The sequence below is a fragment of the Klebsiella sp. P1927 genome, assembly GCF_018204675.1.
GTDB lineage: Bacteria > Pseudomonadota > Gammaproteobacteria > Enterobacterales > Enterobacteriaceae > Klebsiella > Klebsiella pneumoniae.
In genome coordinates this window covers 1,452,687-1,477,164 of record NZ_CP073377.1, presented here as the reverse complement: position 1 = coordinate 1,477,164, position 24,478 = coordinate 1,452,687, and the positions used below count along the sequence as shown (strand labels likewise).

General features: G+C 45.7%; 21 protein-coding genes. 4 read left to right on the top strand and 17 right to left on the bottom strand.

Features of this window, described 5'->3' with window-relative positions:
• Positions 1–8: 8 nt before the first annotated feature.
• The gene (rfbB, locus tag KB892_RS07365; RefSeq protein ID WP_002912371.1) at positions 9–749 is read right to left on the bottom strand and encodes an O-antigen export ABC transporter ATP-binding protein RfbB; all 741 of its coding nucleotides are present in this window, start codon (positions 747–749) and stop codon (positions 9–11) included.
• A complete protein-coding gene (rfbA, locus tag KB892_RS07360) occupies positions 749–1,516 on the bottom strand; it encodes an O-antigen export ABC transporter permease RfbA (protein ID WP_002912373.1) in 768 nt (255 codons plus the stop codon). The genes rfbB (KB892_RS07365) and rfbA (KB892_RS07360) overlap by 1 nt, the downstream gene beginning before the upstream one ends.
• Before the next feature lie 666 nt (positions 1,517–2,182).
• On the opposite strand from rfbA (KB892_RS07360), the gene KB892_RS07355 reads away from it, so the two are divergent.
• The 4 genes from KB892_RS07355 to KB892_RS07340 all read left to right on the top strand — a co-directional run bounded on the left by KB892_RS07355 (position 2,183) and on the right by KB892_RS07340 (position 6,082).
• Positions 2,183–3,163 carry an IS5-like element ISKpn26 family transposase gene (locus KB892_RS07355; RefSeq protein ID WP_000019445.1) on the top strand — a complete coding sequence of 327 codons (981 nt, stop codon included), beginning with the start codon at positions 2,183–2,185 and terminating at the stop codon, positions 3,161–3,163.
• A gap of 595 nt (positions 3,164–3,758) precedes the next feature.
• Complete coding sequence (locus KB892_RS07350; protein ID WP_004149013.1) at positions 3,759–4,763, top strand: NAD-dependent epimerase; 1,005 nt, start codon at positions 3,759–3,761, stop codon at positions 4,761–4,763.
• Positions 4,764–5,163: 400 nt separating this feature from the next.
• Positions 5,164–5,286 carry a small membrane protein gene (locus tag KB892_RS07345; protein WP_004144151.1) on the top strand — a complete coding sequence of 41 codons (123 nt, stop codon included), beginning with the start codon at positions 5,164–5,166 and terminating at the stop codon, positions 5,284–5,286.
• 691 nt (positions 5,287–5,977) lie between these two features.
• The gene (locus tag KB892_RS07340) at positions 5,978–6,082 is read left to right on the top strand and encodes an integrase core domain-containing protein (protein ID WP_077255456.1); all 105 of its coding nucleotides are present in this window, start codon (positions 5,978–5,980) and stop codon (positions 6,080–6,082) included.
• 519 nt (positions 6,083–6,601) lie between these two features.
• Here KB892_RS07340 and KB892_RS07335 read toward each other — a convergent pair.
• The 15 genes from KB892_RS07335 to KB892_RS07265 form a co-directional block, all read right to left on the bottom strand.
• Positions 6,602–7,582 (bottom strand): IS5-like element ISKpn26 family transposase, encoded by a 981-nt coding sequence (locus KB892_RS07335; RefSeq protein ID WP_000019473.1) that lies wholly within the window; start codon positions 7,580–7,582, stop codon positions 6,602–6,604.
• A gap of 40 nt (positions 7,583–7,622) precedes the next feature.
• On the bottom strand, positions 7,623–8,504 hold the full coding sequence (locus tag KB892_RS31635) for an acyltransferase family protein (protein ID WP_158208765.1): 882 nt from the start codon (positions 8,502–8,504) through the stop codon (positions 7,623–7,625).
• 392 nt (positions 8,505–8,896) lie between these two features.
• The gene (gene ugd, locus KB892_RS07325) at positions 8,897–10,063 is read right to left on the bottom strand and encodes a UDP-glucose 6-dehydrogenase (RefSeq protein WP_072353991.1); all 1,167 of its coding nucleotides are present in this window, start codon (positions 10,061–10,063) and stop codon (positions 8,897–8,899) included.
• A 179-nt stretch (positions 10,064–10,242) separates the two neighbouring features.
• The gene (gene rfbC / locus KB892_RS07320) at positions 10,243–10,797 is read right to left on the bottom strand and encodes a dTDP-4-dehydrorhamnose 3,5-epimerase (RefSeq protein WP_039819508.1); all 555 of its coding nucleotides are present in this window, start codon (positions 10,795–10,797) and stop codon (positions 10,243–10,245) included.
• Between the two features lie 14 nt (positions 10,798–10,811).
• The gene (gene rfbD / locus KB892_RS07315; protein ID WP_004175259.1) at positions 10,812–11,702 is read right to left on the bottom strand and encodes a dTDP-4-dehydrorhamnose reductase; all 891 of its coding nucleotides are present in this window, start codon (positions 11,700–11,702) and stop codon (positions 10,812–10,814) included.
• A 31-nt stretch (positions 11,703–11,733) separates the two neighbouring features.
• Positions 11,734–12,603 carry a glucose-1-phosphate thymidylyltransferase RfbA gene (gene rfbA / locus KB892_RS07310; protein WP_023278825.1) on the bottom strand — a complete coding sequence of 290 codons (870 nt, stop codon included), beginning with the start codon at positions 12,601–12,603 and terminating at the stop codon, positions 11,734–11,736.
• Between the two features lie 13 nt (positions 12,604–12,616).
• Positions 12,617–13,681 carry a dTDP-glucose 4,6-dehydratase gene (gene rfbB / locus KB892_RS07305; protein ID WP_039819536.1) on the bottom strand — a complete coding sequence of 355 codons (1,065 nt, stop codon included), beginning with the start codon at positions 13,679–13,681 and terminating at the stop codon, positions 12,617–12,619.
• Between the two features lie 154 nt (positions 13,682–13,835).
• Positions 13,836–15,206 carry an O9 family phosphomannomutase RfbK gene (rfbK, locus tag KB892_RS07300; protein ID WP_039819506.1) on the bottom strand — a complete coding sequence of 457 codons (1,371 nt, stop codon included), beginning with the start codon at positions 15,204–15,206 and terminating at the stop codon, positions 13,836–13,838.
• Positions 15,207–15,227: 21 nt separating this feature from the next.
• On the bottom strand, positions 15,228–16,643 hold the full coding sequence (locus KB892_RS07295) for a mannose-1-phosphate guanylyltransferase/mannose-6-phosphate isomerase (RefSeq protein WP_004180506.1): 1,416 nt from the start codon (positions 16,641–16,643) through the stop codon (positions 15,228–15,230).
• A 226-nt stretch (positions 16,644–16,869) separates the two neighbouring features.
• Positions 16,870–18,276, bottom strand: a complete 1,407-nt coding sequence (gndA, locus tag KB892_RS07290; protein ID WP_000043543.1) for an NADP-dependent phosphogluconate dehydrogenase — start codon at positions 18,274–18,276, stop codon at positions 16,870–16,872.
• A gap of 305 nt (positions 18,277–18,581) precedes the next feature.
• Positions 18,582–19,979 (bottom strand): undecaprenyl-phosphate glucose phosphotransferase, encoded by a 1,398-nt coding sequence (wcaJ, locus tag KB892_RS07285; protein WP_039819504.1) that lies wholly within the window; start codon positions 19,977–19,979, stop codon positions 18,582–18,584.
• Between the two features lie 65 nt (positions 19,980–20,044).
• Positions 20,045–21,199 carry a glycosyltransferase family 4 protein gene (locus KB892_RS07280; RefSeq protein WP_039819503.1) on the bottom strand — a complete coding sequence of 385 codons (1,155 nt, stop codon included), beginning with the start codon at positions 21,197–21,199 and terminating at the stop codon, positions 20,045–20,047.
• 72 nt (positions 21,200–21,271) lie between these two features.
• The gene (locus tag KB892_RS07275; protein ID WP_123677148.1) at positions 21,272–22,282 is read right to left on the bottom strand and encodes a cellulase family glycosylhydrolase; all 1,011 of its coding nucleotides are present in this window, start codon (positions 22,280–22,282) and stop codon (positions 21,272–21,274) included.
• 27 nt (positions 22,283–22,309) lie between these two features.
• The gene (locus KB892_RS07270) at positions 22,310–23,434 is read right to left on the bottom strand and encodes a glycosyltransferase family 4 protein (RefSeq protein ID WP_071557782.1); all 1,125 of its coding nucleotides are present in this window, start codon (positions 23,432–23,434) and stop codon (positions 22,310–22,312) included.
• 8 nt (positions 23,435–23,442) lie between these two features.
• The gene (locus tag KB892_RS07265) at positions 23,443–24,477 is read right to left on the bottom strand and encodes a glycosyltransferase family protein (protein WP_123677149.1); all 1,035 of its coding nucleotides are present in this window, start codon (positions 24,475–24,477) and stop codon (positions 23,443–23,445) included.
• Position 24,478: the final 1 nt, after the last annotated feature.

Here is a 24,478-nt window from a genome sequence, read left to right as displayed (position 1 = left end):
CCCAATGATTAAGCCATTGCTTGCTTGTACAGTTCAATAATTCGATCTGCAGATCCCACTTCTCTGAGTCTATGATTTTCGATCCAGATGACTCTATCGCAGATTTTTTCAACGTCACTCATATTGTGGCTAACAAAGAGTATCGTCACGCCTCTTTTCTTAAAATCTCTGATGGTCTGAATACATTTAGCCTGAAAAGCGATATCACCTACTGCCAGAACTTCATCAATAATTAAAATATCCGGTTCAACCTGACTGATGACCGAAAAACCTAACTTAGCTAGCATTCCGCTTGAATATACTCTGATGGGCTCGTCGATGAATTCTCCAAGTTCCGAAAATTCAATAATACGTTCCATACGTTGCTGGACCTCTTTACGCCTAAGGCCCAGCAGAGTAGCATTCAGGTAAATATTCTCACGCCCGGTAAGTTCCGGATGAAAGCCTCCGCCGAGTTCAAGCATCGATGCCACCCGTCCTTCAGTGGTGACGGTTCCCTTAGTTGGCTTAATCACGCCGGCAACCAGACCAAGAGAGGTACTCTTTCCTGCCCCATTACGTCCAATCAAGGCAACAGCCTCACCTTTGCCAACTGTAAAGGATACGTCTTCGATAGCTAAATATTTCCGCCCCTTCAGCAACTGAAAAGCGCGTTTCGGATGGAAAATTAAATCTTTGATTCCTGAGCCAATATGATGGTACAGAGGATACTCTTTTGTAACATGACTGAAGTTAATAACTGGGTGCATTACAAGATCTCTGCAAATCGATATTTTAATTTATTGAAAATAGACAAACCGACAACCGTCAAAATGATTCCCGTAAAATAGAGTATAGAAATATACTCATAATTAAGAGTCCCATTCATGAATAAATCACGCCAACTAAGAATCATACTCGCTAGCGGATTGTAGGTAATTATCCAGCTAAATTTTTCCGGAATCATATCAGACGCATATAAAATCGGCGTACAATAAAACATCAGCATAATCCCCAGACTGACAAAGCGCTCCAGGTCACGGAAAAACAGGTTCAGCGTTGAAAAGATGATTGAAACACCAAAGGTGAAAATCACCTGGCCAATAGCAATGAGAGGTATACCCCAAACCCAGGACAAGGACGGCGTCATGCCATAAACAAAAAGAAAGACAACAATAACCGGGATGGTGCAAAGAAAATGCAACCCTTCCATCATCACATTACTTAGCGGAATCACGGACCGGGGAAAAACTGTCTTCTTGATAATTTGAGCGTTAGCGATGAATGAAAATAATGAGTTAGTGGCCGAACTGGCAAACCATTGCCACGGAAACAAGCCGGTAATGAGGAAAACTGTATAATTTGGAATTTGTACTCTCATTACCAGCTTAAATATAAAATAATAAATCATGGCAAAAAGCAATGGATTTGCTACTGACCATAAATAACCTAGCATGCTGCTCTTATAGCGCACTTTTAGATCTTTATTTGTTATCACAACAAGTAAATCAAATAAATACCCTAAATTGTACTTCATCTTTATACTCATAAATTATTCTGCAAATATCCACTGAATGAGTTAGTCATACCAGGTCTACCTCGCCGATCCTGTCAGGCTCAACAATCGAGAAACTGACTGCTTTGTGCTGCGGGCAAAGTTTATCAGGTCAGCTGCCATTCATCGACTGCAACCATTGATTTGAACGGAAGCGCAAGCAACACCCCAGACATAAACGATAAAAATCCTTTTAATTCAATAAATTAAAAAATCACCTAGTGTTTTCTTCCACGCTACCGCCATTGGCTATCGCAACCAAAATGCGTGATCCACCGAGTTTTTAGCACTCACATCCGTTCAAACCGCACTGTAGATGGCATTACTGTTCAGTACAGCCATGCATCTCGTTACCTTAGCTGCAAAAAGGCTTTACTCTGGCGTTTCCCTTCTCCGTTAGCTATCAGGACTTTCTCATTTCCGCAAGCAGTATGCCTGGCGTAGCACTCCCCTCGCCTGCTCATCACGCCCTTACATGCAAAAGAACCATCTAAGGACAGCATGAAATTCTGAAATAATTTCTTGCATATTAATAACAACTTTTGGTGATGATTTATCAAGCAATACCTAAGTCTGCTAAGGAAGGTGCGAACAAGTTCCTGATATGAGATCATCATATTCATCCGGAGCGCATCCCAGAGGGACATCATGAGCCATCAACTCACCTTCGCCGATAGTGAATTCAGCACTAAGCGCCGTCAGACCCGAAAAGAGATTTTCCTCTCCCGCATGGAGCAGATTCTGCCATGGCAGAATATGACCGCTGTCATCGAGCCGTTTTATCCCAAGGCGGGCAATGGCCGACGGCCCTATCCGCTGGAGACCATGCTGCGTATTCACTGCATGCAGCATTGGTACAACCTGAGCGACGGTGCCATGGAAGATGCCCTGTACGAAATCGCCTCCATGCGCCTGTTTGCCCGATTATCCCTGGATAGCGCCCTGCCGGATCGCACCACCATCATGAATTTCCGCCACCTGCTCGAGCAGCATCAACTGGCCCGTCAATTGTTCAAGACCATCAATCGCTGGCTGGCCGAAGCAGGCGTCATGATGACCCAAGGCACTTTGGTGGATGCCACCATCATTGAGGCACCCAGCTCTACCAAGAACAAAGAGCAGCAACGCGATCCGGAGATGCATCAGACCAAGAAAGGCAATCAGTGGCACTTTGGCATGAAGGCCCACATTGGTGTCGATGCCAAGAGTGGCCTGACCCACAGCCTGGTCACCACCGCGGCCAACGAGCATGACCTCAATCAGCTGGGTAATCTGCTGCATGGAGAGGAGCAATTTGTCTCAGCCGATGCCGGCTACCAAGGAGCGCCACAGCGCGAGGAGCTGGCCGAGGTGGATGTGGACTGGCTGATCGCCGAGCGTCCCGGCAAGGTAAAAACCTTGAAGCAGCATCCGCGCAAGAACAAAACGGCCATCAACATCGAATACATGAAAGCCAGCATCCGTGCCAGGGTGGAGCACCCGTTTCGCATCATCAAGCGGCAGTTCGGCTTCGTGAAAGCCAGATACAAGGGGCTGCTGAAAAACGATAACCAACTGGCGATGTTATTCACCCTGGCCAACCTGTTTCGGGTGGACCAAATGATACGTCAGTGGGAGAGATCTCAGTAAAAACCGGAAATAACGCCAGAAATGGTGGAAAAAATAGCCTAAATAGGCTGATTCGATGTGTTTGCGGGAAAAAAATCGGCCCAGATCCGCGAAATTTTAATCAACGAGTCAGCTTGGGAAGAAATGACCTGCTTATTCGCACTTTCCCTAAATAGAACGGCAGCGTATTATAACTCTGCAAGTAAGGAATTAAAGTAAAAATCCGGTGCATGGCTTTTTCAATGTAAAAATGGACACACTTTAGACGATATCATGGCATTATCGCTAAATGAGCTCTCGGCAAACAAACACACCGGGCAAACTAAAGTAACCATCTTTACTCTACGAGGCCAGACCGCGTCTAAACCTCGTAATACTCGACAAAACCGAAGCAAACACCCAACCCATTGTTTATATTGGGTTTTATATTATTTCAACTTCTGAATGTCTTAATGTCTTTCGCGAATGATAATTAATTACATGACATTTACTCTCTGACGCCGCTGTTTACAGGTACTTGCATATCTTGTCATGGTAAACCAAGTGATCCCAACCGCAAGCCAGTGTAAAATCGGCACTTATGTAGAACGGGATATCCACACCCCGGAGGAAAAATATGAAGTTTTTGGTCACTGGTGCCGCAGGTTTTATCGGCTTCCATATCGCGCAGCGCCTGCTGAATGAAGGGCATGATGTTGTCGGAATCGACAACATGAACGACTATTATGACGTCAGCCTGAAGCAGGCCCGTCTGGATCGCCTGGCTTCTCCGGCATTCCATTTCCAGCAGCTGGATCTGGCCGACCGTGAAGGTATGGCAAAGCTGTTCGCCACAGAGCAGTTTGATCGTGTGATCCACCTGGCCGCCCAGGCCGGTGTGCGCTACTCGCTCGAAAACCCGTATGCCTACGCAGACGCTAACCTGATGGGGTATCTGAACATTCTGGAAGGCTGCCGTCATACCAAGGTGAAACACCTGGTGTACGCCTCCTCCAGCTCGGTTTACGGCCTTAACCGTAAAATGCCGTTCTCCACCGAAGATTCCGTCGATCATCCGGTCTCCTTGTATGCCGCCACCAAGAAAGCTAATGAGCTGATGGCGCACACCTATTCTCACCTGTACGGCATCCCGACCACAGGGCTGCGCTTCTTTACAGTGTATGGTCCGTGGGGTCGCCCGGATATGGCGCTGTTCAAGTTCACGAAAGCGATGCTGGAAGGAAAAAGTATCGACGTTTACAACTACGGCAAAATGAAGCGCGACTTCACCTATATCGACGACATCGTCGAGGCTGTGGTTCGGGTGCAGGATGTGATCCCGCAGGCCAATGCCGACTGGACCGTTGAGAGCGGTTCCCCGGCCACCAGCTCCGCGCCGTACAGGGTATATAACATTGGCAACAGCTCACCGGTGGAACTGATGGACTACATCACCGCCCTGGAAGAGGCGCTGGGAATGGAAGCGAAGAAGAATATGATGCCGATCCAGCCGGGCGATGTGCTGGACACCAGCGCAGACACCCAAGCGCTGTACGACCTGGTGGGTTTTAAGCCGCAAACGTCAGTGAAGGAAGGCGTGAAGAACTTCGTGGAGTGGTACAAGGATTACTATCAGATCTAATCCCCCTGCCCTGCCGCAATCATCTGATTGCGGCAACCCCTTCTATGTAACTTCCGTTGTCCTGACTATGTGTCGACGGAATGCACATTCATTATTTTTTATATAATATTTTGTGCTATAGACGCTATTTTTGCCTTTATACTCGCCCGCCTGAAACCAGTTTCATCCAGCCTTTTTCAGAAAAGCAAATATCCGCGCGCCAGGCACTCAAACTTTTCTGGTATCCAGACCAATTTGGTTAGCGGAAACAGCATTATATGCTGATTGATAAAAAACATTACTATCTGTAGGAATTTTCCTAAATCCAGGATATGTTAGAGCAAGCCATGCAACAGCATAAAACTGATGTATTGCTTATCAAACTAATAATTCAATCAACATACGCCCTGTGGTAGATATTATGGAAAACCTATTTTTCTTAGTGGTCGCTGCCATACTACTTGCTGTTTCCGTTTATTTCTTAATTTCTTATTTAAAAGACAGAAAGAAAACGAAACTGACGTTTAATAAACGCAAGTGGTAAGGCCCGCTTCATATTGCAATTAGATTAAGATAATATTAAGAGATAAAAAAATGATATGACAGAATGACTATTCATTCTGTGATTTGCCATGGCATAAAGGCATGAGAAAAGCACTCTTGGCTGGCCATGCTCATCATTTTCCCTGCACACAGAAATAACAAAAGCCTGCGTTGCAGGCTTTGTTTTACCTCCCGGCGCTTATCTCCGGCATCTACATCACAGTGACGGTAGCTCTTCACAAGGTAAGTTTAACTTATCGGACCTGTTTTCAACCCGCAACGGGTTTCGTGCAGGATCGTTAGGTCCATCACAAATCAAGAAAACTACGCGTACTTTATAGCTAATCGCGTTTCAAAATGCATCTCCTTGTAAGATACATAGTGAATAATCAAATTTAAACTTTCATGGCTGTCAAAAGATGATACCAATACATAGTATAATGTGATATATCTAAGAATATTTTGCTTCAGCCTCAAGTAGTTACTTTTACACAAATTTCATCTTAAACGACTTTTCTGCCAGGATGTAAGTAACGCCACAGACTAAAACCGATCTTTATTACTGGAACCTCTTCAGCATGCTAATCTGCAATATAATACCCATCTGTCTGGATACGGAATCTAAAAAGTATCCATAATCTACCTCCTGTAAACCAAAGGATAATCCGTTTGTTGAGTCATTTAACGTCAGTCTGCGGGATGAACGTCTGAATATTCACTGGTTCCTGCCGCTACAAAATGCGCAGGACAAATTCGACAAATGGTGCGGGGAATATAATGATGAGAGGCCCCATTAGTTACTCAATGGCATAACTCCGACTAATTTCATACGATGTCTCCGGAAAGAAGAAGATATCTTATTTAGCATTGTACTGAAATTTGGGGCAAAGTCATCCAAAAAAGGATGAAACAGCCCCTATTCCATACACACTTTACAAATGCAATACCTAGTATGAGCACAATTAAAAAACTATCTTTATTTCCTAATGAAAACTTTTCTAATTGCATCGATTAAACAATAGTTATCTTTTTATGAGAAGGATATTCAAAAATAAAATTCAAGCGATACCTTACAACCAACTTGTAAAAGATCAATGGGGCCGTAACACCAATGAATGTTCCTAATAAAACATGAATCAACCAACTTTCAACATGGAAGATTTTACTAAGGAAGGTGCGAATAAGCAGGTCATTTCTTCCCAAGCTGACTCGCTGATTAAAATTTCGCGGATCTGGGCCGATTTTTTTCCCGCAAACACATCGAATCAGCCTATTTAGGCTATTTTTTCCACCATTTCTGGCGTTATTTCCGGTTTTTACTGAGATCTCTCCCACTGACGTATCATTTGGTCCACCCGAAACAGGTTGGCCAGGGTGAATAACATCGCCAGTTGGTTATCGTTTTTCAGCAGCCCTTTGTATCTGGCTTTCACGAAGCCGAACTGCCGCTTGATGATGCGAAACGGGTGCTCCACCCTGGCACGGATGCTGGCTTTCATGTATTCGATGTTGATGGCCGTTTTGTTCTTGCGCGGATGCTGCTTCAAGGTTTTTACCTTGCCGGGACGCTCGGCGATCAGCCAGTCCACATCCACCTCGGCCAGCTCCTCGCGCTGTGGCGCTCCTTGGTAGCCGGCATCGGCTGAGACAAATTGCTCCTCTCCATGAAGCAGATTACCCAGCTGATTGAGGTCATGCTCGTTGGCCGCGGTGGTGACCAGGCTGTGGGTCAGGCCACTCTTGGCATCGACACCAATGTGGGCCTTCATGCCAAAGTGCCACTGATTGCCTTTCTTGGTCTGATGCATCTCCGGATCGCGTTGCTGCTCTTTGTTCTTGGTAGAGCTGGGTGCCTCAATGATGGTGGCATCCACCAAAGTGCCTTGGGTCATCATGACGCCTGCTTCGGCCAGCCAGCGATTGATGGTCTTGAACAATTGACGGGCCAGTTGATGCTGCTCGAGCAGGTGGCGGAAATTCATGATGGTGGTGCGATCCGGCAGGGCGCTATCCAGGGATAATCGGGCAAACAGGCGCATGGAGGCGATTTCGTACAGGGCATCTTCCATGGCACCGTCGCTCAGGTTGTACCAATGCTGCATGCAGTGAATACGCAGCATGGTCTCCAGCGGATAGGGCCGTCGGCCATTGCCCGCCTTGGGATAAAACGGCTCGATGACTTCCACCATGTTTTGCCATGGCAGAATCTGCTCCATGCGGGAGAGGAAAATCTCTTTTCGGGTCTGACGGCGCTTAGTGCTGAATTCACTATCGGCGAAGGTGAGTTGATGGCTCATGATGTCCCTCTGGGATGCGCTCCGGATGAATATGATGATCTCATATCAGGAACTTGTTCGCACCTTCCCTAAGTATTATTCTTGTACCACTAGCAGCAAGTATATGTACCAAGTAGATTATCAAACTCAGCTTACCTATATTTTCTAACCATCTGAAATTATAGCCAGATAATAATATCGACGTATTTGAAACCCAAGCAATTGATATGAGAGCGATAAGCGCAGTATATAAATTCAAAGGTAGGTAGTTATTTCCATATTGTATAAAATACAAATACTCCATTAAAACAAAAAGACAAGTCAGTACTGCAAAGGACTTATTTGACATAATTTTCATTAATATTTGGTAGTATTTACTGAACATACAACCTAAGAAAAAGAATACAGTATTCTGACTGACATAGTTGAAATGAAATCCATTACCAAAGTCACCACTACAAACATACACTACGAAAGATACGAGAAAGAAAACCGGTAAAAGCTTCAAAAAATACTTTTTATGATAAATGATCGCGCATATAATAAAAATCATAAAAAGAGCATACAGGAACCAAAACTGGGCTCTTGGATAAAGAGGAAACAACAAGACGTCAGATATACTTGTCTTTGCATTCGTATATTTCGAGAAAAAGACCTCTACCCCACCCTGTATTAAAGACCATACAGCATATGGATATATTACATTTTTAAACTTGCTCCATAAAAACACCTTCTTAGACCTGTTTTTTATTGAGCTAACAAAAAACAACCCAGAAAGAAAGAAAAAAAGTGGCATATGGAAAGAATATATAACGTTATCTAAATAATGATATATTTCAGGTGAAATATAGATCCCTGAGCTATACAACCCTCTATTGGCGTGACCAAAAACGACCAGTATAATCCCAATGCCCTTGGCATAGTCAACCCATGTTTCTCTCATACCCGCACTCTCTTTTCCTTCGATTATCATTTAGAACTATAATTATAATTAATTCATCAAAACTTCATTCCATTTAATAATGCACAATAATATTGCGCATTATTAAATGGAATGAAAAACATATAAAGATAAAAAATATAGCTTCCCCCTTCCTATCCCAACAATATAAAAGGCTCACTTATCAACACCAGTAAAATAAAAACCATTATTTAATGAGGAATTGAAAAAATACTACAAACCCTTATCTCCGTCTATACACCAATTATATAGAATATACTTAGTCATGCCCCAATGAATAGTGCCAGTTAAAACACAGCACTATTCAAATAGGGCATCTAATATATTTAAAAGACTACCCCGATGACTCGAAGAGCCTCCTGCGTATTTACAGTTTAATCATTACCAAAAAGATCACGCGTGTAAACTTTACTTTTCACATCAGCCAGCTCTTCCGCCATACGGTTAGAAATGATCACATCCGCCTCTTGTTTGAAGGCCTCCAGGTCGCGCACGACACGGGAGTTGAAGAACTCATCTTCCTGCATCACCGGTTCATAGATAATAACCGGAATACCTTTCGCCTTGATGCGCTTCATAATGCCCTGAATAGAAGAGGCGCGGAAGTTGTCCGAACCACTCTTCATGATCAGGCGATACACACCCACCACTTTCGGCTTACGAGCGAGAATAGAATCCGCGATAAAGTCTTTACGGGTACGGTTGGCATCGACGATAGCCGCGATGATATTGTTCGGGACCGATTCGTAGTTCGCCAGCAGCTGCTTGGTATCTTTCGGCAGGCAGTAGCCGCCATAGCCAAAGGACGGGTTGTTGTAGTGGTTGCCGATACGCGGATCCAGGCATACCCCTTCGATAATCTGCTTGCTGTTCAGTCCCTGGCTTTCAGCATAGCTGTCGAGCTCGTTGAAATAGGCAACGCGAAGCGCCAGATAGGTGTTAGCGAACAGTTTGATCGCTTCCGCTTCGGTGGAGTCGGTAAACAGGGTTGGGATATCCTGCTTGATCGCGCCTTCTTTCAGCAGGTCAGCAAAACGTTCGGCACGCGCAGAGCGCTCACCGATGACAATACGCGACGGGTGCAGGTTGTCGTACAGCGCACGTCCTTCACGCAAGAACTCAGGAGAGAAAATAACATTATCAATCCCTAAACGTTCTTTAATGTCGCGGGTGAACCCCACCGGGATGGTCGATTTAATGATCATCACCGCGTTCGGGTTGATCTCTGTGACATCGCGAATAACCGCTTCCACCGTAGAGGTATTGAAGTAGTTAGTCTTGGGATCGTAATCGGTCGGCGTGGCAATGATCACGTAGTCGGCATTACGGTATGCGTCGTGCTTATCCGTGGTGGCACGGAAATTTAACGGTTTTTCTGCCAGATATTCCTGAATCTCTTTATCGACAATCGGAGAGATCTTCTGGTTAAGCATATCCACTTTGGCCTGTACGATATCCAGGGCCACCACTTCGTGGTTTTGCGCAATCAGGACACCGTTCGATAAACCAACATAACCTGTACCGGAAATAGTAATTTTCATTCGATTACACTTTAATCAGTTAACTGGGTAATGGCGGCTAGCCACGAATTTAAATAATGCTGTGCGCGGTTTTACGCTGAGAAGGAAGGTAAGTCAAGTCGGTTGGTTGACCCGGCTTGTAAACGAATAAATATGACGAGTTCCATCTGGAACCCGCCATTTTAGGAAAAACAACCTAATTATTTATAAACTTCTGCAGTGGCCAGAGTATGTGCCTGCAGATCTTTCTCCGACAGCGACAGCGCGCAGTCGCCCAGCGCCGGCCAGTCAATCCCTATCTCCGGATCGTTCCAGATGATGCTCCGCTCTGACTGCGGCGCGTAGTAGTTCGTCGCCTTGTAGACAAACTGCACCGTGTCGCTCAGCGCCAGAAACCCGTGGGCGAACCCTTCCGGGATCCACAGCTGACGTTTATTCTCTGCGCTGAGCACCGCGCCCACCCATTTGCCAAAGGTTGGCGATGAACGACGGATATCCACCGCCACGTCAAATACCTCACCTTCCACGCAGCGGACCAGTTTGCCCTGAGCGTGCGGATCCAGCTGATAGTGCAGCCCGCGCAATACGCCTTTCTGGGACTGGGAGTGGTTGTCCTGGACGAATTCCACCTGGCGGCCCACCGCCTCATTAAACACCTTGCTGCTGAAGCTCTCAAAGAAGAAACCCCGCGCATCACCAAACACGCGCGGTTCAAAAATCAGCACATCAGGAATCTCTGTTTTAATAATGTTCATCTTTTGCTACCCGTTTATTTACCCAGGACTTCTGTTACCACGCGAGCCACACCCTGACGCCAGTCCGGGAGAGTCACCCCAAATGCCTGCTGGAATTTTTCATTCGACAGGCGAGAGTTGAGCGGACGCTTCGCCGGCGTCGGATAGGCCGTCGTCGGAATGCCCTTCACTTCCTGAACCGCCAGCTCGGCACCGTGCGCTCTCGCCACCTCAAACACATAGCGGGCGTAGTCGCACCAGCTGGTCTCGCCGCTGGCCACCAGATGATAGGTACCGGCCAGCGCCGGATCACGCAGCGTTTCACGGATTGCCGTCGCCGTGCAGTCTGCCAGCAGCTCTGCGCCGGTGGGCGCCCCGTGCTGGTCGTCAATGATGGAGAGCGTCTCTTTCTCACCCGCCAGGCGGAGCATCGTTTTGGCAAAGTTGGCGCCGCGGGTGGCATACACCCAGCTGGTACGGAAAATCAGGTGACGCGGGTTGCCCTGCTCCAGCGCCAGTTCACCGGCGCGTTTGGTTTCACCGTAGACGTTCAGCGGGCCGGTTGCCTCATCTTCCCGGCGATAATGGCTGCCGGCGCCGTCGAACACATAGTCCGTGGAATAGTGCACCATCAGGGCACCCAGCTTCGCCGACTCCGCCGCCAGCACCGCCACCCCTTTGTCGTTTAGCAGGTCGGAGAGCTCCCGCTCGCTTTCGGCCTTGTCCACGGCCGTGTGCGCGGCGGCATTCACCACCACGTCCGGGCGGACGGTACGCACGGTCTGCGCGATACCGTCCAGATTAGTCAGATCGCCACACAGCTCTTTATCAAAGTAATCCACCGCGACCACATCACCGAGCGTGGACAGTGAACGCTGCAGCTCCCAGCCCACCTGACCATTCTTGCCAATCAGTAATATCTTCATCTTGTTATTTTCCTTTAATGGCCGTGCGGGTTCAGTCTTCACTGAGCAGACGTTTCAGGTAGGCACCGTACTCGGTTTTCTTCAGACGCTCCGCCTGAGCCGCCACCCCTTCCGCCGACAGCCATTTATTCCGGTAACCAATCTCTTCCAGGCAGGCTACTTTCATCCCCTGGCGCTTCTCAATGGTATGAATAAACTGAGAAGCTTCAATCAGGCTGTCATGGGTACCCGTATCCAGCCAGGCAAATCCGCGCCCCAGCAGTTCCACCTGCAAATCGCCGCGCTCCAGATACATCTGGTTCAGGGTGGTGATCTCCAGCTCTCCGCGTTCAGAAGGCTTGACGTCCTTCGCCATCTCCACCACGTTGTTGTCGTAGAAGTAGAGCCCGGTTACCGCCCAGTCCGATTTCGGCTTCAGCGGTTTTTCCTCGATGGACAGCGCCTTAAAGTTCTCATCGAACTCCACCACCCCGAAGCGCTCCGGATCCAGCACCTGATAACCAAACACCGTGGCACCGGAGGTCTTCGCCGCCGCCGCTTCCAGCTTTTTACCGAAGCTCTGGCCAAAGTAGATGTTATCTCCCAGCACCAGGGCGCAGGCATCGTTGCCGATGAACTTCTCGCCAATGATAAAGGCCTGCGCCAGGCCGTCCGGCGACGGCTGGATGGCGTAGCTGAAGTTCACCCCGAACTGCGACCCGTCACCCAGCAGGCGCTGGAAGGAAGGCATATCGTCCGGTGTGGAGATGATCAGGATGTCGCGAATACCCGCCAGCATCAGGACGGACACCGGGTAGAAAATCATCGGCTTGTCATAGATCGGCAGCAGCTGCTTGGAGACGCCCTGAGTGATCGGATATAAACGCGTGCCGGAGCCGCCGGCCAGAACAATACCTTTCATCTTTACTTCCTTATTAGTTATTCAGACCCAGACGCTCACCGGCATAGGAGCCGTCCAGCACGCGCTGCCACCAGGTCTGATTGTTCAGGTACCAGTGCACGGTTTTCTCAATCCCGCTCTCGAACGTCTCCTGCGGCACCCAGCCCAGATCGCGCTGAATTTTCGCGGCATCGATAGCGTAGCGCAGGTCATGTCCCGGACGGTCGGTGACAAAAGTGATCAGATCGGCAAACTGAGAGATGTTGCCCGGCTTCTGCGCCACCACCTTGTCGAGAATGGCGCAGATGGTGCGCACCACATCGATATTTTTACGCTCGTTATGACCGCCGATGTTGTAGGTCTCGCCGCTCTTGCCTTCGGTCGCCACTTTGTACAGCGCACGGGCATGATCCTCGACATACAGCCAGTCACGGATCTGCTCCCCGTTGCCATATACCGGCAGCGGTTTACCCGCCAGGGCGTTAAGGATAGTCAGCGGGATCAGTTTCTCCGGGAAGTGATACGGACCATAGTTGTTGGAGCAGTTGGTCACAACCACCGGCAGGCCGTAGGTGCGGTTCCAGGCGCGAACCAGATGGTCACTGCCCGCTTTGGAGGCGGAGTACGGGCTGCTCGGCGCGTACGGGGTTTCTTCGGTGAACAGGTCATCGGTGCCGTGCAGGTCGCCGTACACCTCATCGGTGGAGATATGATGGAAGCGGAAGGCCTGCATCTGCTCCTCTCCAAGTCCGGACCAGTAGTGACGGGCCGCCTCCAGCAGAGTGAAGGTGCCAATAACGTTAGTCTGGATAAACGCGGCCGGGCCATCAATGGAACGGTCCACATGGCTTTCTGCCGCCAGGTGCATCACGATATCCGGGCGGAATTCGCTGAACTGGGCCGCCACGGCAGCAGCATCGGTGATATCAGTCTGGGAAAACGAGTAGCGCTCGCTCCCGGCCACCGGTGCCAGGGATTCGAGGTTGCCGGCGTAGGTCAGGCAGTCCATCACGCGGACTTCATCCAGGGTATTTTCAATGATATGACGAACTACAGCAGAACCGATAAAGCCTGCACCACCTGTTACAAGAATCTTCATGATAATCTGATCCGAAATAGTTTCTTTAATAAAAGGGCATGTCATTTTTAAATGCCCTTTTAATTTAAGAGAGAATTTAATGAAACTGTTGATATAGAAAAATATGTAATATCTTTAAATAACAAATAGTCGTTTCATTAAAGATTTAATAAATTTATGAAAGGAGATTAAGTATTTCTATTGTTTTCTTCTCCATGAGACTGCTATCCGCTCTGGACTCAACGTTCAGGCGCACCACCGGCTCGGTATTAGACGTGCGCAGGTTAAAGCGCCACTCAGGGTATTCAATACTGATACCGTCCGTTGTGTCGATGTGTGCGGCCGCCGGCTCATACTGCGCCCGGATGCGCGCTATCGCCTCCGCCGCATTTCCCAGCTTGCGGTTGATCTCCCCCGACGCCGGGAACGCCGCCTGGCGGTCCGCCACCAGCGATTTCAGCGAACTGTTCTTCAGGCACAGCAGCTCCGCCACCAGCAGCCACGGGATCATCCCGCTGTCGCAGTAGGCGAAGTCGCGGAAGTAATGGTGCGCGCTCATCTCCCCGCCGTAGATGGCGTCTTCCTGGCGCATCCGCTCCTTGATGAACGCATGCCCGGTCTTCGACATCACCGGCTGGCCCCCGCTGCGGGTCACGATGTCCACCGTGTTCCACGTCAGACGCGGGTCGTGAATGATTTTCGCCCCCGGCTGTTTCTGCAGGAACGCCTCCGCCAGCAGGCCGACAATGTAGTACCCCTCGATAAACGACGCCTCGTCATCGAACAGGAAGCAGCGGTCGAAGTCGCCGTCAAAGGCGATCCCCATGTCCGCCTGGTGCGCACGCACCGCGTCGGCGGTGTCCTGGCGGCACTCCGGCAGCAGCGGGTTCGGGATACCGTTCGGGAAATGGCCGTCCGGCTGGTGATGCACCTTGATAAAGGTCACCGGCGCCCCGGCCGCCGCGAAGCGTTTCTCCACTTCATCAATCACGTGCCCCGCCGCCCCGTTGCCGGAGTTCACCACCAGCTTCAGCGGACGGGTGAAGTTCGCCAGGTCCACGTAGCCCATCAGGTGGTCGACGTACTCCTTCAGCACCGATATCTGGCGCAGGGTCCCGCGACGCGCCGGGTCCACCGGCGGGAACTGGTTCTCCTCCGCCAGGCGCTGGATATCCCGCAGGCCGGTGTCGCCGCTGATGGGCTTCGCGTTCTCGCGCACCAGCTTCATGCCGTTGTAGTTCATCGGGTTATGGCTCGCCGTCACCTCGATACCGCCGTCCACCCCGAGGTGGAAAGTGGCGAAGTAAATCTCTTCCGTGCCGCTCAGGCCGATATCCAGCACGTCGGTGCCGGCGTCCATCAGCCCGCGGGCCAGCGCCAGCTTCAGCGACTCGCTGGTGAGGCGCACATCGCCCCCCACCACTATCTTCCCGGGTTTCAGAAATTCGCCGTAGGCGCGGCCGATACGGTAGGCGATGTCCTCGTTCAGCTCCTCGCCCAGTTCACCACGGATGTCATAAGCCTTAAAGCATGTTAACTGTGTCATTCTGCGTTTTGTCCCGAAAAATTAGCAACGACCATACTGGTCTTTAATACGAATAATGTCGTCCTCGCCGAGGTACGACCCCGACTGGATCTCCAGCACTTCCAGCGGAATGCGGCCCGGGTTTTCCAGGCTGTGCTCGGCGCCAATCGGAATAAAAGTGGACTGGTTCTCGGTCAGCAGGAACTGCTTGCCGTTGACCGTCACCTGGCCGGTGCCGGCGAGAATGACCCAGTGCTCGGCGCGGTGGTGGTGCATCTGCATCGAGAAGGCGCCGCCCGGTTTCACGGTGATGCGGTTGACGTTGAAGCGCGGGGTCTGGACCACCACGTCGCAGCGGCCCCAGGGACGGTAAATCTCGCGGTGGCGCTTGTACTCGCTGCGCTGGTTCTGCTTGAGGAACTCGACCGCCTTCTTCACGTCCTGGGAACGCTCGCGGTTCATCACCAGCACGGCGTCCTTGGTGCTGACAATCACCAGATTCTCCACGCCGATGGCCGCCACCAGCTTCTCGTCGCTGTTGATGTAGCAGTTTTCGCTGTTGTGCACCCACGCGTCGCCGCTGAGGACGTTACCCTGCTCATCTTTCGGGCTGACCTCCCACAGGGCGGACCAGGAGCCGACGTCGCTCCAGTCGGCATCGAGACCGACCACCACCGCGTCGGCGGTTTTCTCCATCACCGCGTAGTCCACGGACTCGTCCGGGCACTCGCAGAAAATGTCATGCGGGATGCTGATGAAGTCGCTGCCGTTATCGGCGGCATTGACCGCGGCCTGGCAGGCTTCGAGGATATCCGGGCGGAATTTGGCCAGCTCGGAGAGGTATTTTTTGGCGCGGAACATAAACATGCCGCTGTTCCAGTAGTACTCCCCGGAGGCGAGGTAGGCCTCAGCGCGCTCGCGGTCCGGCTTCTCCACGAAACGGGCCACCTGGTACGGAGTATGGGCGCTGTCGGTGAGGGCCACACCGCGCTGGATGTAGCCGTAGCCGGTTTCCGGGGCGTTCGGCACGATACCGAAGGTGACCAGATGGCCTTCATCGGCATACTGCTCGGCGACGCGGATGGCGTCGTGGAAGACCGGCTGGTTATTGATGATATGGTCGGCGGCGAGGACCAGCATCAGCGGGTCATCGCCGTGACGGGTGGCCTGAAGGGCCGCCAGGGCGATGGCCGGGGCGGTGTTGCGCCCGACCGGCTCAAGAATAATGTTGTTGGACAGCTTGTTAAGCTGGCGCAGCTGTTCGGCCACCAGGAAGCGGTGCTCTTCGTTACAGATGACCATCGGTTCATGGATTTCAAGGCCCGAGAGTCGGGTGATGGTTTCCTGCAGCATGGAGTTCTGCCCGAACAGACGGAGGAACTGTTTCGGGTAAAGCTCGCGAGACATCGGCCAGAGACGACTGCCGGTACCGCCAGCCATTATCACAGGAAGTAACATATTAATTTCCTTTAATTAAAACCCTGTTATTTAACACCCAGTAATTTACTGAGGCCAGAAGCAGATTAATATAGGCGTACAAGATAATAAATATGGCAAATTCTTAAAAAGGTTAAAAATTAGATATTAGAAATATTTTTAGAAAGGAAATGCTTAAGGTCAGGTTGCAACATTAAATATAAAATTAAAAACAGTCAGGCCAAATGGCCTGACTGTGTGAAGAAATTTATTCCAACCATTCTGTGTGGAATACACCTTCTTTATCAGTACGCTTATAGGTGTGCGCACCAAAGTAATCACGCTGCGCCTGAATCAGGTTAGCTGGCAGAACTGCGGAACGGTAGCTGTCGTAGTAGGCAATTGCGGCAGAGAACGTCGGTACCGGAATACCATTCTGCACGGCATAAGCCACGACATCACGCAGCGCTTGCTGATAGTCATCAGCGATCTGTTTGAAGTACGGCGCCAGCAGGAGGTTAGCAATGCCAGCGTTTTGCGCATAAGCATCGGTGATCTTCTGCAGGAACTGCGCACGAATAATGCAGCCAGCGCGGAAAATCTTAGCGATCTCGCCGTAGTTAAGATCCCAGTTGTATTCATCAGAAGCAGCACGCAGCTGGGAGAAGCCCTGAGCATAGGAGACGATTTTACCGAGGTACAACGCGCGACGCACTTTTTCGATAAATTCAGCTTTATCACCGGCCGGCTGGGCCTGCGGACCACTCAGCACTTTCGAAGCAGCTACACGCTGGTCTTTAAGCGAAGAGATGTAACGAGCAAATACGGACTCGGTGATCAGAGACAGAGGTTCGCCGAGATCCAGTGAGCTTTGGCTGGTCCACTTGCCGGTACCTTTGTTTGCAGCTTCATCAAGAATGACATCAACGAGGTACTTACCTTCTTCATCCTTCTTGGTGAAGATATCTTTGGTAATATCGATCAGGTAGCTGCTAAGTTCACCTTCGTTCCATTCGGTGAAGGTTTGCGCCAGCTCTTCGTTGGAAAGTGCCAGACCGCCTTTCAACAGCGCATAGGCTTCAGCAATCAGCTGCATGTCACCATACTCGATGCCGTTATGAACCATCTTCACATAATGGCCAGCACCGTCAGCACCGATATAGGTCACACATGGCTCACCGTCTTCAGCAACCGCAGCAATCTGCTTCAGAATCGGAGCAACTAACTCATAGGCTTCTTTCTGACCACCAGGCATGATAGAAGGCCCTTTCAGAGCGCCCTCTTCACCACCGGAAACACCGGTACCGATAAAGTTAAAACCTTCGGCAGACAGCTCACGGTTACGACGGATGGTGTCCTGGAAGAAGGTATTGCCGCCATCAATGATGATGTCGCCTTTATCAAGGTAAGGCTTAAGGGAATCGATGGCGCTATCGGTGCCAGCCCCGGCCTTCACCATCAACAGGATACGGCGTGGTGTTTCGAGGGATTCAACGAACTCTTGTACTGTATAGTAAGGAACCAGCTTCTTGCCTGGATTTTCGGCAATAACTTCTTCGGTCTTTTCACGGGAGCGGTTGAAAACGGAGACGGTATAACCACGGCTTTCGATGTTCAGCGCAAGGTTACGCCCCATCACTGCCATACCGACAACCCCGATCTGTTGCTTGGACATTACATACTCCTGTCAGGTGTGGTCACTGCGACATACTCGCAGTTTAAGTGATCACTATGGTAGCGCAAAGATGACAAATATAATAGAGAAAGGACATTGAAAAATCAGAACTGAACTGGGCTTATACAAGGTTAAAAACACTATAAAAAACAATTAATAAGCGCTTTATAAATAAAAATAAAGCATGCACATTCTGAACACATTACTAACTGAAGAATCAGATTTACCAACAAGTCTCTGAAAAAGGGATATTTTGATAGATTTTAACCTCAACAAAAAAGATTAAGTATCATAATTCGTACAATTCAATATGCAGACTTATTAATAAACCCTTTAAAAACAGTTAGAAAAATTATTTTTAAATCCAACCAAATACTCCACCCACGGATATATAGCAGATCGTACTCAATTCTTTTCTCCATTTTTTCAAGCGTATCCGTTTCACCTCTCCATCCATTAATTTGTGCAAGACCAGTAATACCAGGTTTAACTTTATGCCTCAGCATATATCCTTGAATTAAAGATCTATATTGTTCGTTATGAGCAACGGCATGAGGTCTAGGTCCAACAACAGACATTTGGCCAAAAAGAACATTAAAAAATTGAGGTAATTCGTCCAAGGAAGTACTTCTTAAAAATCTACCTACTTTCGTTACCCTGGTATCATTCTTAGTTGCTTGTTTAACACTGCTGTCATTTTCCATAACCGACATGCTTCTAAATTTCCAAACTTTAATAGGTTTACCATCCATACCATATCGTATTTGTCTAAATATAACTGGCCCAGGTGAGGTAAACTTAACGGCACATGCGATGACAATCAGAATCGGCGAAATAATAAAAAGAATAATCGATGCAACAATTATATCCTCAAGTCGCTTAAAAACCATATTAATGCCATTCAAAGGCGTATCGAAAAGAGGAACGACAGGAACTCCGTTAATTTCCTCAGTACGTGACTGCAGAATATTGAATGTGAATATATCCGGTATTAATAAAACAGAACAAGTAGTATTAGTTAATTGAGAAATAACATTTTTAATTATCGCTTCGTCCTTCATGTTTAAAGCGATATAAACTCTATCAATTCTACCATCTTTTGCTTCATGAATTAGCGCATCCAAATTTCCACCATAAGGAACACCATCTAAATCTATTTGCGCATTATCATCATATATTCCCTTAACTACAAAACCTAACCAAGGCTCCTCCATAAACCCTTTAAGTAAGTTGATACCTACAGGAGTTGCCCCAACAACAGCAACAATACGGTTGTTATAGCCTAATTTTCTTAGAAATCCTGCACATAATCGAATTCCAGAGCGGCAAAAAACAAACCCCACCGTAACAAAAACAAACCAAATTATTAACACATGAAATGGAATATCGAAAGATGGCGTAAGTGATACTATACCCAGTGTTAATAAAAAACTAAGAGACCAATTTTTAAGGATAAGAATTAATTCAGTTGAAATTTTAACACCACGCCAAGAACGATAGAAGTCAGTAATACCACCTATCATTTGGAAAATCACTATTACCGACAAAGCAATTACAAGATCTTTATATCCGAAGTCAACCCCACTGAAAACACACACTAAATATAAGCCAAGGAAAACAATAGATATATCTGAAAATCTTTGAACCATTGATATTAAAGATGCATTAGCATTTGCACGAGCACGATGCGTGAAAGTTTTCATAGAAATCTCACCATAACCATGGCAGGGTATTGTTTAAGCATATATATCTTTTAACCCCAAAGCTTTTAATAAGTGATTTTTTTAGATTCCTGAAATTTTAACCACTTGTCATTAATGAAATTATCCATTTCGTTTTTAAATCGTAATGATGAAAATCTAAGAGAATTCAAACGACAGTTTTCAGGTTCGAAAATTTCAACATTTCGTTCGAAAGCATTTACTTGACTAATAATTGATTCAATGGTTTGTTCACTGAAAAATAAACCTGTTGGATTGTCTACTCCTAAAGGACGGATTGTTTCCAGTGAACCTCCTTTTCCAAATGCAATAACAGGGGTCCCGCAAGCCTGAGCTTCAACGGGGGTTATACCGAAATCTTCTTCCGCTGCAAAGACGAAAGCTTTTGCATTTTGCATATGCTCTAACATAATATGATTTGGTTGATATCCCAAGATTTCAACGTTTTTTGAAGCTTTAGACTTTACCTTACCTATTTCACTGCCATCACCTATAACAATCAGTTTTTTTTCAGGCATTTTAGAAAACGCTTCAACAATCAAGTCTATACGCTTATATGGTACCATTCTTGATGCAGTAAAGTAATAATCTTCTTTTTTATCATTAAGAGTAAATCGTTCTACGTCTACAGGAGGGTAGATGACCGTGGACTCACGATTATATACTTTTTTGATACGCCTAGATATAAACTGGGAGTTTGCAATGAAATGATCAACTCCATTTGCCGTTCGATAATCCCAAAGCCTAATTTTATGCAATAAGTATTTTACAATAGAAGCTTTAATTCCTTTATTAAAGCCAGCTTCCCGTAGATATTGGTGTTGTAAGTCCCATGCATAACGTATTGGTGAATGGACATAACTTATGTGTAATTGATCTGGACCGGTTAAAATACCTTTAGCAACAGCATGACTACTAGAGAGAATAATATCATGTGAAGAAACATCCAATTGCTCAATCGCTAAAGGCATTAATGGCAAATACTTTTGATAATTGTTTTTGGATTTTGGTAAATTTTGAATGAATGATGTTACTGCGTGTTTTCCATGTAATTCATTCCGAGCTTCAGGTTGCAAAAAATCGACAATAGAGTATAGTTCTGATTCTGGAAAAATATCCAGAAATTCTTTTATTACACGTTCAGCACCTGCATAAGTTACCAGCCAATCTGCAACAATTCCAACATTCGGTTTTTGTGACATAACAAATCCTAACACATCATAAAATTTTGTTAAAAGGTTCTATATCATAGAAAGACAGTATTAAACCTACGTTTACCAGCAACCTTTACTTTTAAGGGAACTTATAATTGGTTTTTCATCCCAATTATACTTATAAATACCAAACCCCGGTTCTGTAGGATGTGAATTATTTGGTAGCCCATCCCGTATCTGATAAATAATGACGGCAGAAATACCAATTTTCTTTGCATCACAAATAGCATTAGTAATAAATTGGCTTTGTGATTTTTCACTAACACCTTTATTAGAGCTTGCTGTGCTCCAGCCTATTTCTGTAATAAAAAGAGGTTTATTAGAGAATCCTCTACTCTGTTTAACAAGACTAGATGCATATTTTATTTGTGACAAATAGGCCCAGTAGCCATTATATGGTGGGGTCCTATATACAACATAAGGATGAATACCGATTACATCAGTATAGTTGACCATATCCTGAGACAAAAAGACTCTCAAGAAATCCTCAGAAGTAAGCCCCAACTCTTTATTAAAGGCACCATTAGAAAACTCACCCGTAATGATAACAGACGCAGGATTTATTTTTTTTATGACCGGATACGCAGCTTTAACTAATATCTTATAATCGCGAACGCTACCTACTGAAGTTGCTCCGGCTGTACCATTCCATTCATTCCATATTTGATAATATTTAACGCGTCCTTTAAAATGATTCACCACATATGATGCATATCTGACATAAGCATCAATGCTGTCTTTATCTGTCGGTTTATCTCCATTTTGATAATTCTTATTGCCATAAGCTAGTATTAAAATAGGCTCTAAACCTAATTTTTTTTGCTCATTTATTACTTCATCCCATTTTTTCGGGATTGCTAATTGGCCTTTATTGATTTCAACATCGCGCCATAAAGCATCCATTCTTACATACCTAATACCTGCCGCTTTTATTTTGGTATTGGCTGTATTTGGGTTTAAAGAAGAAGGATTGTTTGACAATAAATGAGCCGCAATTCCAAGGTTAAATTCTTGCGCATAACTTACGGAGAAATAACACACACAGCAAATACATACAAACCATTTTGACATATAAGCCTCATCTGCATAGCAGATAGATTATTTAAGATTATTGAGATAGCTTGTAATATTGGTATACAAAACAGGTAATGAAAAGTCTTTAATCGCCTTCTCTTTCCCTTTATTGGCAACAATTTTATATTTATCTTTATCAAGATAAATGTCATTGATTGCTTTATTAAGCCTTGTTATATCTCCTGGCGGAACTAATATGCCATAAGATTCATTATTGATTATTTCAGGTACACCACCAGAATCAGTCGCGATAACAACACGACCGGCAAGCATCCCCTCAACGACAACTCGTCCAAATGGTTCTGGAGAAGTTGAAGAATGTATAAATACACTACACCATGAAAGATGGTCTTTAATATCTAAAGAGAAAGGACAAAACTCTACTCTATGTTGCAAATTATAATCTGATACCAGTTTTTTTAAATAATTAAAATAGTCATCCTCTCCGAAATTTGCAGAACCAACAATTCTGAGTTTTACGAATTCGAGATCTTTAATTGCTTCGATTACAATATGCTGACCTTTCCAAGGAGATATGCGACCTAAAGATAATATATTTAAATACTCACCATGGAAATCAATTTCACTAATATCTAAAAATTCATTGCTGTTAACCGCATTTAATATAACTGTACATTGTTTACTATTACCCCCAGACGATACAAAGCACTCTTTGGTATAAGAAGAATTTGCAATGACATTTGTATGGAATATTTTTGTAAAATTAATAACAGTTTTTATAACTATTGGCGAAAAATTATCTTTTGTCAGTGCGTCTCGCAAGTGAAGGATGACCTTTCTTTTGATACCCAGAAGACTTAAAGAAGATATTACATACGATTTAAAAGAATTTGTATATACGATGTCATACTGCTTCAATAGTTTTCTGATGGTAAATAATCTTAAAGCCAATGAAAAAGCAGACTTGCAAACCTTTAATATACTAACATCTCTTTTTAATGGATATAATATTTTTTCTAAATCATATAGTTTTACATCCACATTTTTGTCTTGAAGCATTTTGTAAAACTCACCATCTCCGAAGAGTAAAACTGAGGAGTTTTCTTTCAAGTAAAGAGCTATATCAAATAAAGAAAGTTGAGCCCCCCCAATACGAGATGTATGGTCAACAAATATTGTTTTCTTCATGATAGTTCCTATTTATTAGTGCATATTCTTTTAATACGCATAGAAATATGATCACCAAAATTTTTCCATGTATTATTTTTGATAAAGTTAGACAAATTATCAGGTTTTATATCTTCTATATTTTCTATTAGGCTGGAAATTTCAGAATAATCAGAAAAAGTCTTGCATACCCCTTCTTTTTCCAGATCTTTGAATGCCCCAACATCAGGTCCAATAGCAACTCCACCTAAAGCAATGGTATCCATTAATGCACCAGAACTTGAAATAGAACCTGACTTGTAAGGAAAAAGCACGCACTTACTGTCTTCAATTAGCACAGATAATTCTGAAAAATCGACTTTCCTATTGTGTATTTCAATATTATTCGGGCAGTACTTCAAAAGTTCCTGAAAATAACTTTCGTTTTTACACCTGCCAATTATTAGCATTTTATCGATATTTATTCTTTTTGTAGAACTATAGAACATTAGAAATTCAAGTATTCCTTTATAAGGTTCTATAGTTCCCCAAATAATTGCATCATACTTTTTACTTTCTTTATTAATTCTGCGGGATTCTGATTTGTTATTATTTATCAACGAGTCATTAATGGGATGATGTGAAAATATAATTTCGCCTTTAATAGCTTTATTATCTCTTAAAAAAACCTCGGCCTGTCTAGAATGAGTGATAATTATATCACTTTGATTATATAATAGGTTTAACATCAACTTAACTAGTATATTTCTTCCTTTATGCGGGAAAATATTATGCATTATCCATATAACTTTTACATTCCTTACTCTCAGAATGATAAAAATACAAACAGCGATAAAAAATTGTATTATAGCAAATCTTTTAATCGCAACATTCTCTATCCAATTCAAAATTACAACATCATTTTTAAATGATGAAAAAAATAAATCTAAAATATCTACAGAAAATTTAGATTTTTTATTGATATTAAAATCAGCACTTAGGGAATTGATAAATTCCTGACAATAAGGATTGTTAACTACTTTTCTTTCATTATTTCGTGGTGGCGGATAAAAATATATATTCATT

What these genes read in the sequence shown, in the direction of transcription:
- ugd (WP_072353991.1), bottom strand. Translation starts at nt 10,063, where the DNA reads ATGAAAATTACTATTTCCGGTACAGGTTATGTTGGTTTATCGAACGGT.
- KB892_RS07280 (WP_039819503.1), bottom strand. Translation starts at nt 21,199, where the DNA reads ATGTCACAAAAACCGAATGTTGGAATTGTTGCAGATTGGCTGGTAACT.
- KB892_RS07350 (WP_004149013.1), top strand. Translation starts at nt 3,759, where the DNA reads ATGAAGTTTTTGGTCACTGGTGCCGCAGGTTTTATCGGCTTCCATATC.
- KB892_RS07275 (WP_123677148.1), bottom strand. Translation starts at nt 22,282, where the DNA reads ATGTCAAAATGGTTTGTATGTATTTGCTGTGTGTGTTATTTCTCCGTA.
- KB892_RS07335 (WP_000019473.1), bottom strand. Translation starts at nt 7,582, where the DNA reads ATGAGCCATCAACTCACCTTCGCCGATAGTGAATTCAGCACTAAGCGC.
- rfbK (WP_039819506.1), bottom strand. Translation starts at nt 15,206, where the DNA reads ATGACACAGTTAACATGCTTTAAGGCTTATGACATCCGTGGTGAACTG.
- gndA (WP_000043543.1), bottom strand. Translation starts at nt 18,276, where the DNA reads ATGTCCAAGCAACAGATCGGGGTTGTCGGTATGGCAGTGATGGGGCGT.
- rfbD (WP_004175259.1), bottom strand. Translation starts at nt 11,702, where the DNA reads ATGAAGATATTACTGATTGGCAAGAATGGTCAGGTGGGCTGGGAGCTG.
- KB892_RS07295 (WP_004180506.1), bottom strand. Translation starts at nt 16,643, where the DNA reads ATGTTACTTCCTGTGATAATGGCTGGCGGTACCGGCAGTCGTCTCTGG.
- KB892_RS07355 (WP_000019445.1), top strand. Translation starts at nt 2,183, where the DNA reads ATGAGCCATCAACTCACCTTCGCCGATAGTGAATTCAGCACTAAGCGC.
- KB892_RS07270 (WP_071557782.1), bottom strand. Translation starts at nt 23,434, where the DNA reads ATGAAGAAAACAATATTTGTTGACCATACATCTCGTATTGGGGGGGCT.
- KB892_RS31635 (WP_158208765.1), bottom strand. Translation starts at nt 8,504, where the DNA reads ATGAGAGAAACATGGGTTGACTATGCCAAGGGCATTGGGATTATACTG.
- KB892_RS07345 (WP_004144151.1), top strand. Translation starts at nt 5,164, where the DNA reads ATGGAAAACCTATTTTTCTTAGTGGTCGCTGCCATACTACTTGCTGTT.
- rfbB (WP_039819536.1), bottom strand. Translation starts at nt 13,681, where the DNA reads ATGAAGATTCTTGTAACAGGTGGTGCAGGCTTTATCGGTTCTGCTGTA.
- KB892_RS07265 (WP_123677149.1), bottom strand. Translation starts at nt 24,477, where the DNA reads ATGAATATATATTTTTATCCGCCACCACGAAATAATGAAAGAAAAGTA.
- rfbB (WP_002912371.1), bottom strand. Translation starts at nt 749, where the DNA reads ATGCACCCAGTTATTAACTTCAGTCATGTTACAAAAGAGTATCCTCTG.
- rfbC (WP_039819508.1), bottom strand. Translation starts at nt 10,797, where the DNA reads ATGAACATTATTAAAACAGAGATTCCTGATGTGCTGATTTTTGAACCG.
- rfbA (WP_002912373.1), bottom strand. Translation starts at nt 1,516, where the DNA reads ATGAAGTACAATTTAGGGTATTTATTTGATTTACTTGTTGTGATAACA.
- rfbA (WP_023278825.1), bottom strand. Translation starts at nt 12,603, where the DNA reads ATGAAAGGTATTGTTCTGGCCGGCGGCTCCGGCACGCGTTTATATCCG.
- wcaJ (WP_039819504.1), bottom strand. Translation starts at nt 19,979, where the DNA reads ATGAAAACTTTCACGCATCGTGCTCGTGCAAATGCTAATGCATCTTTA.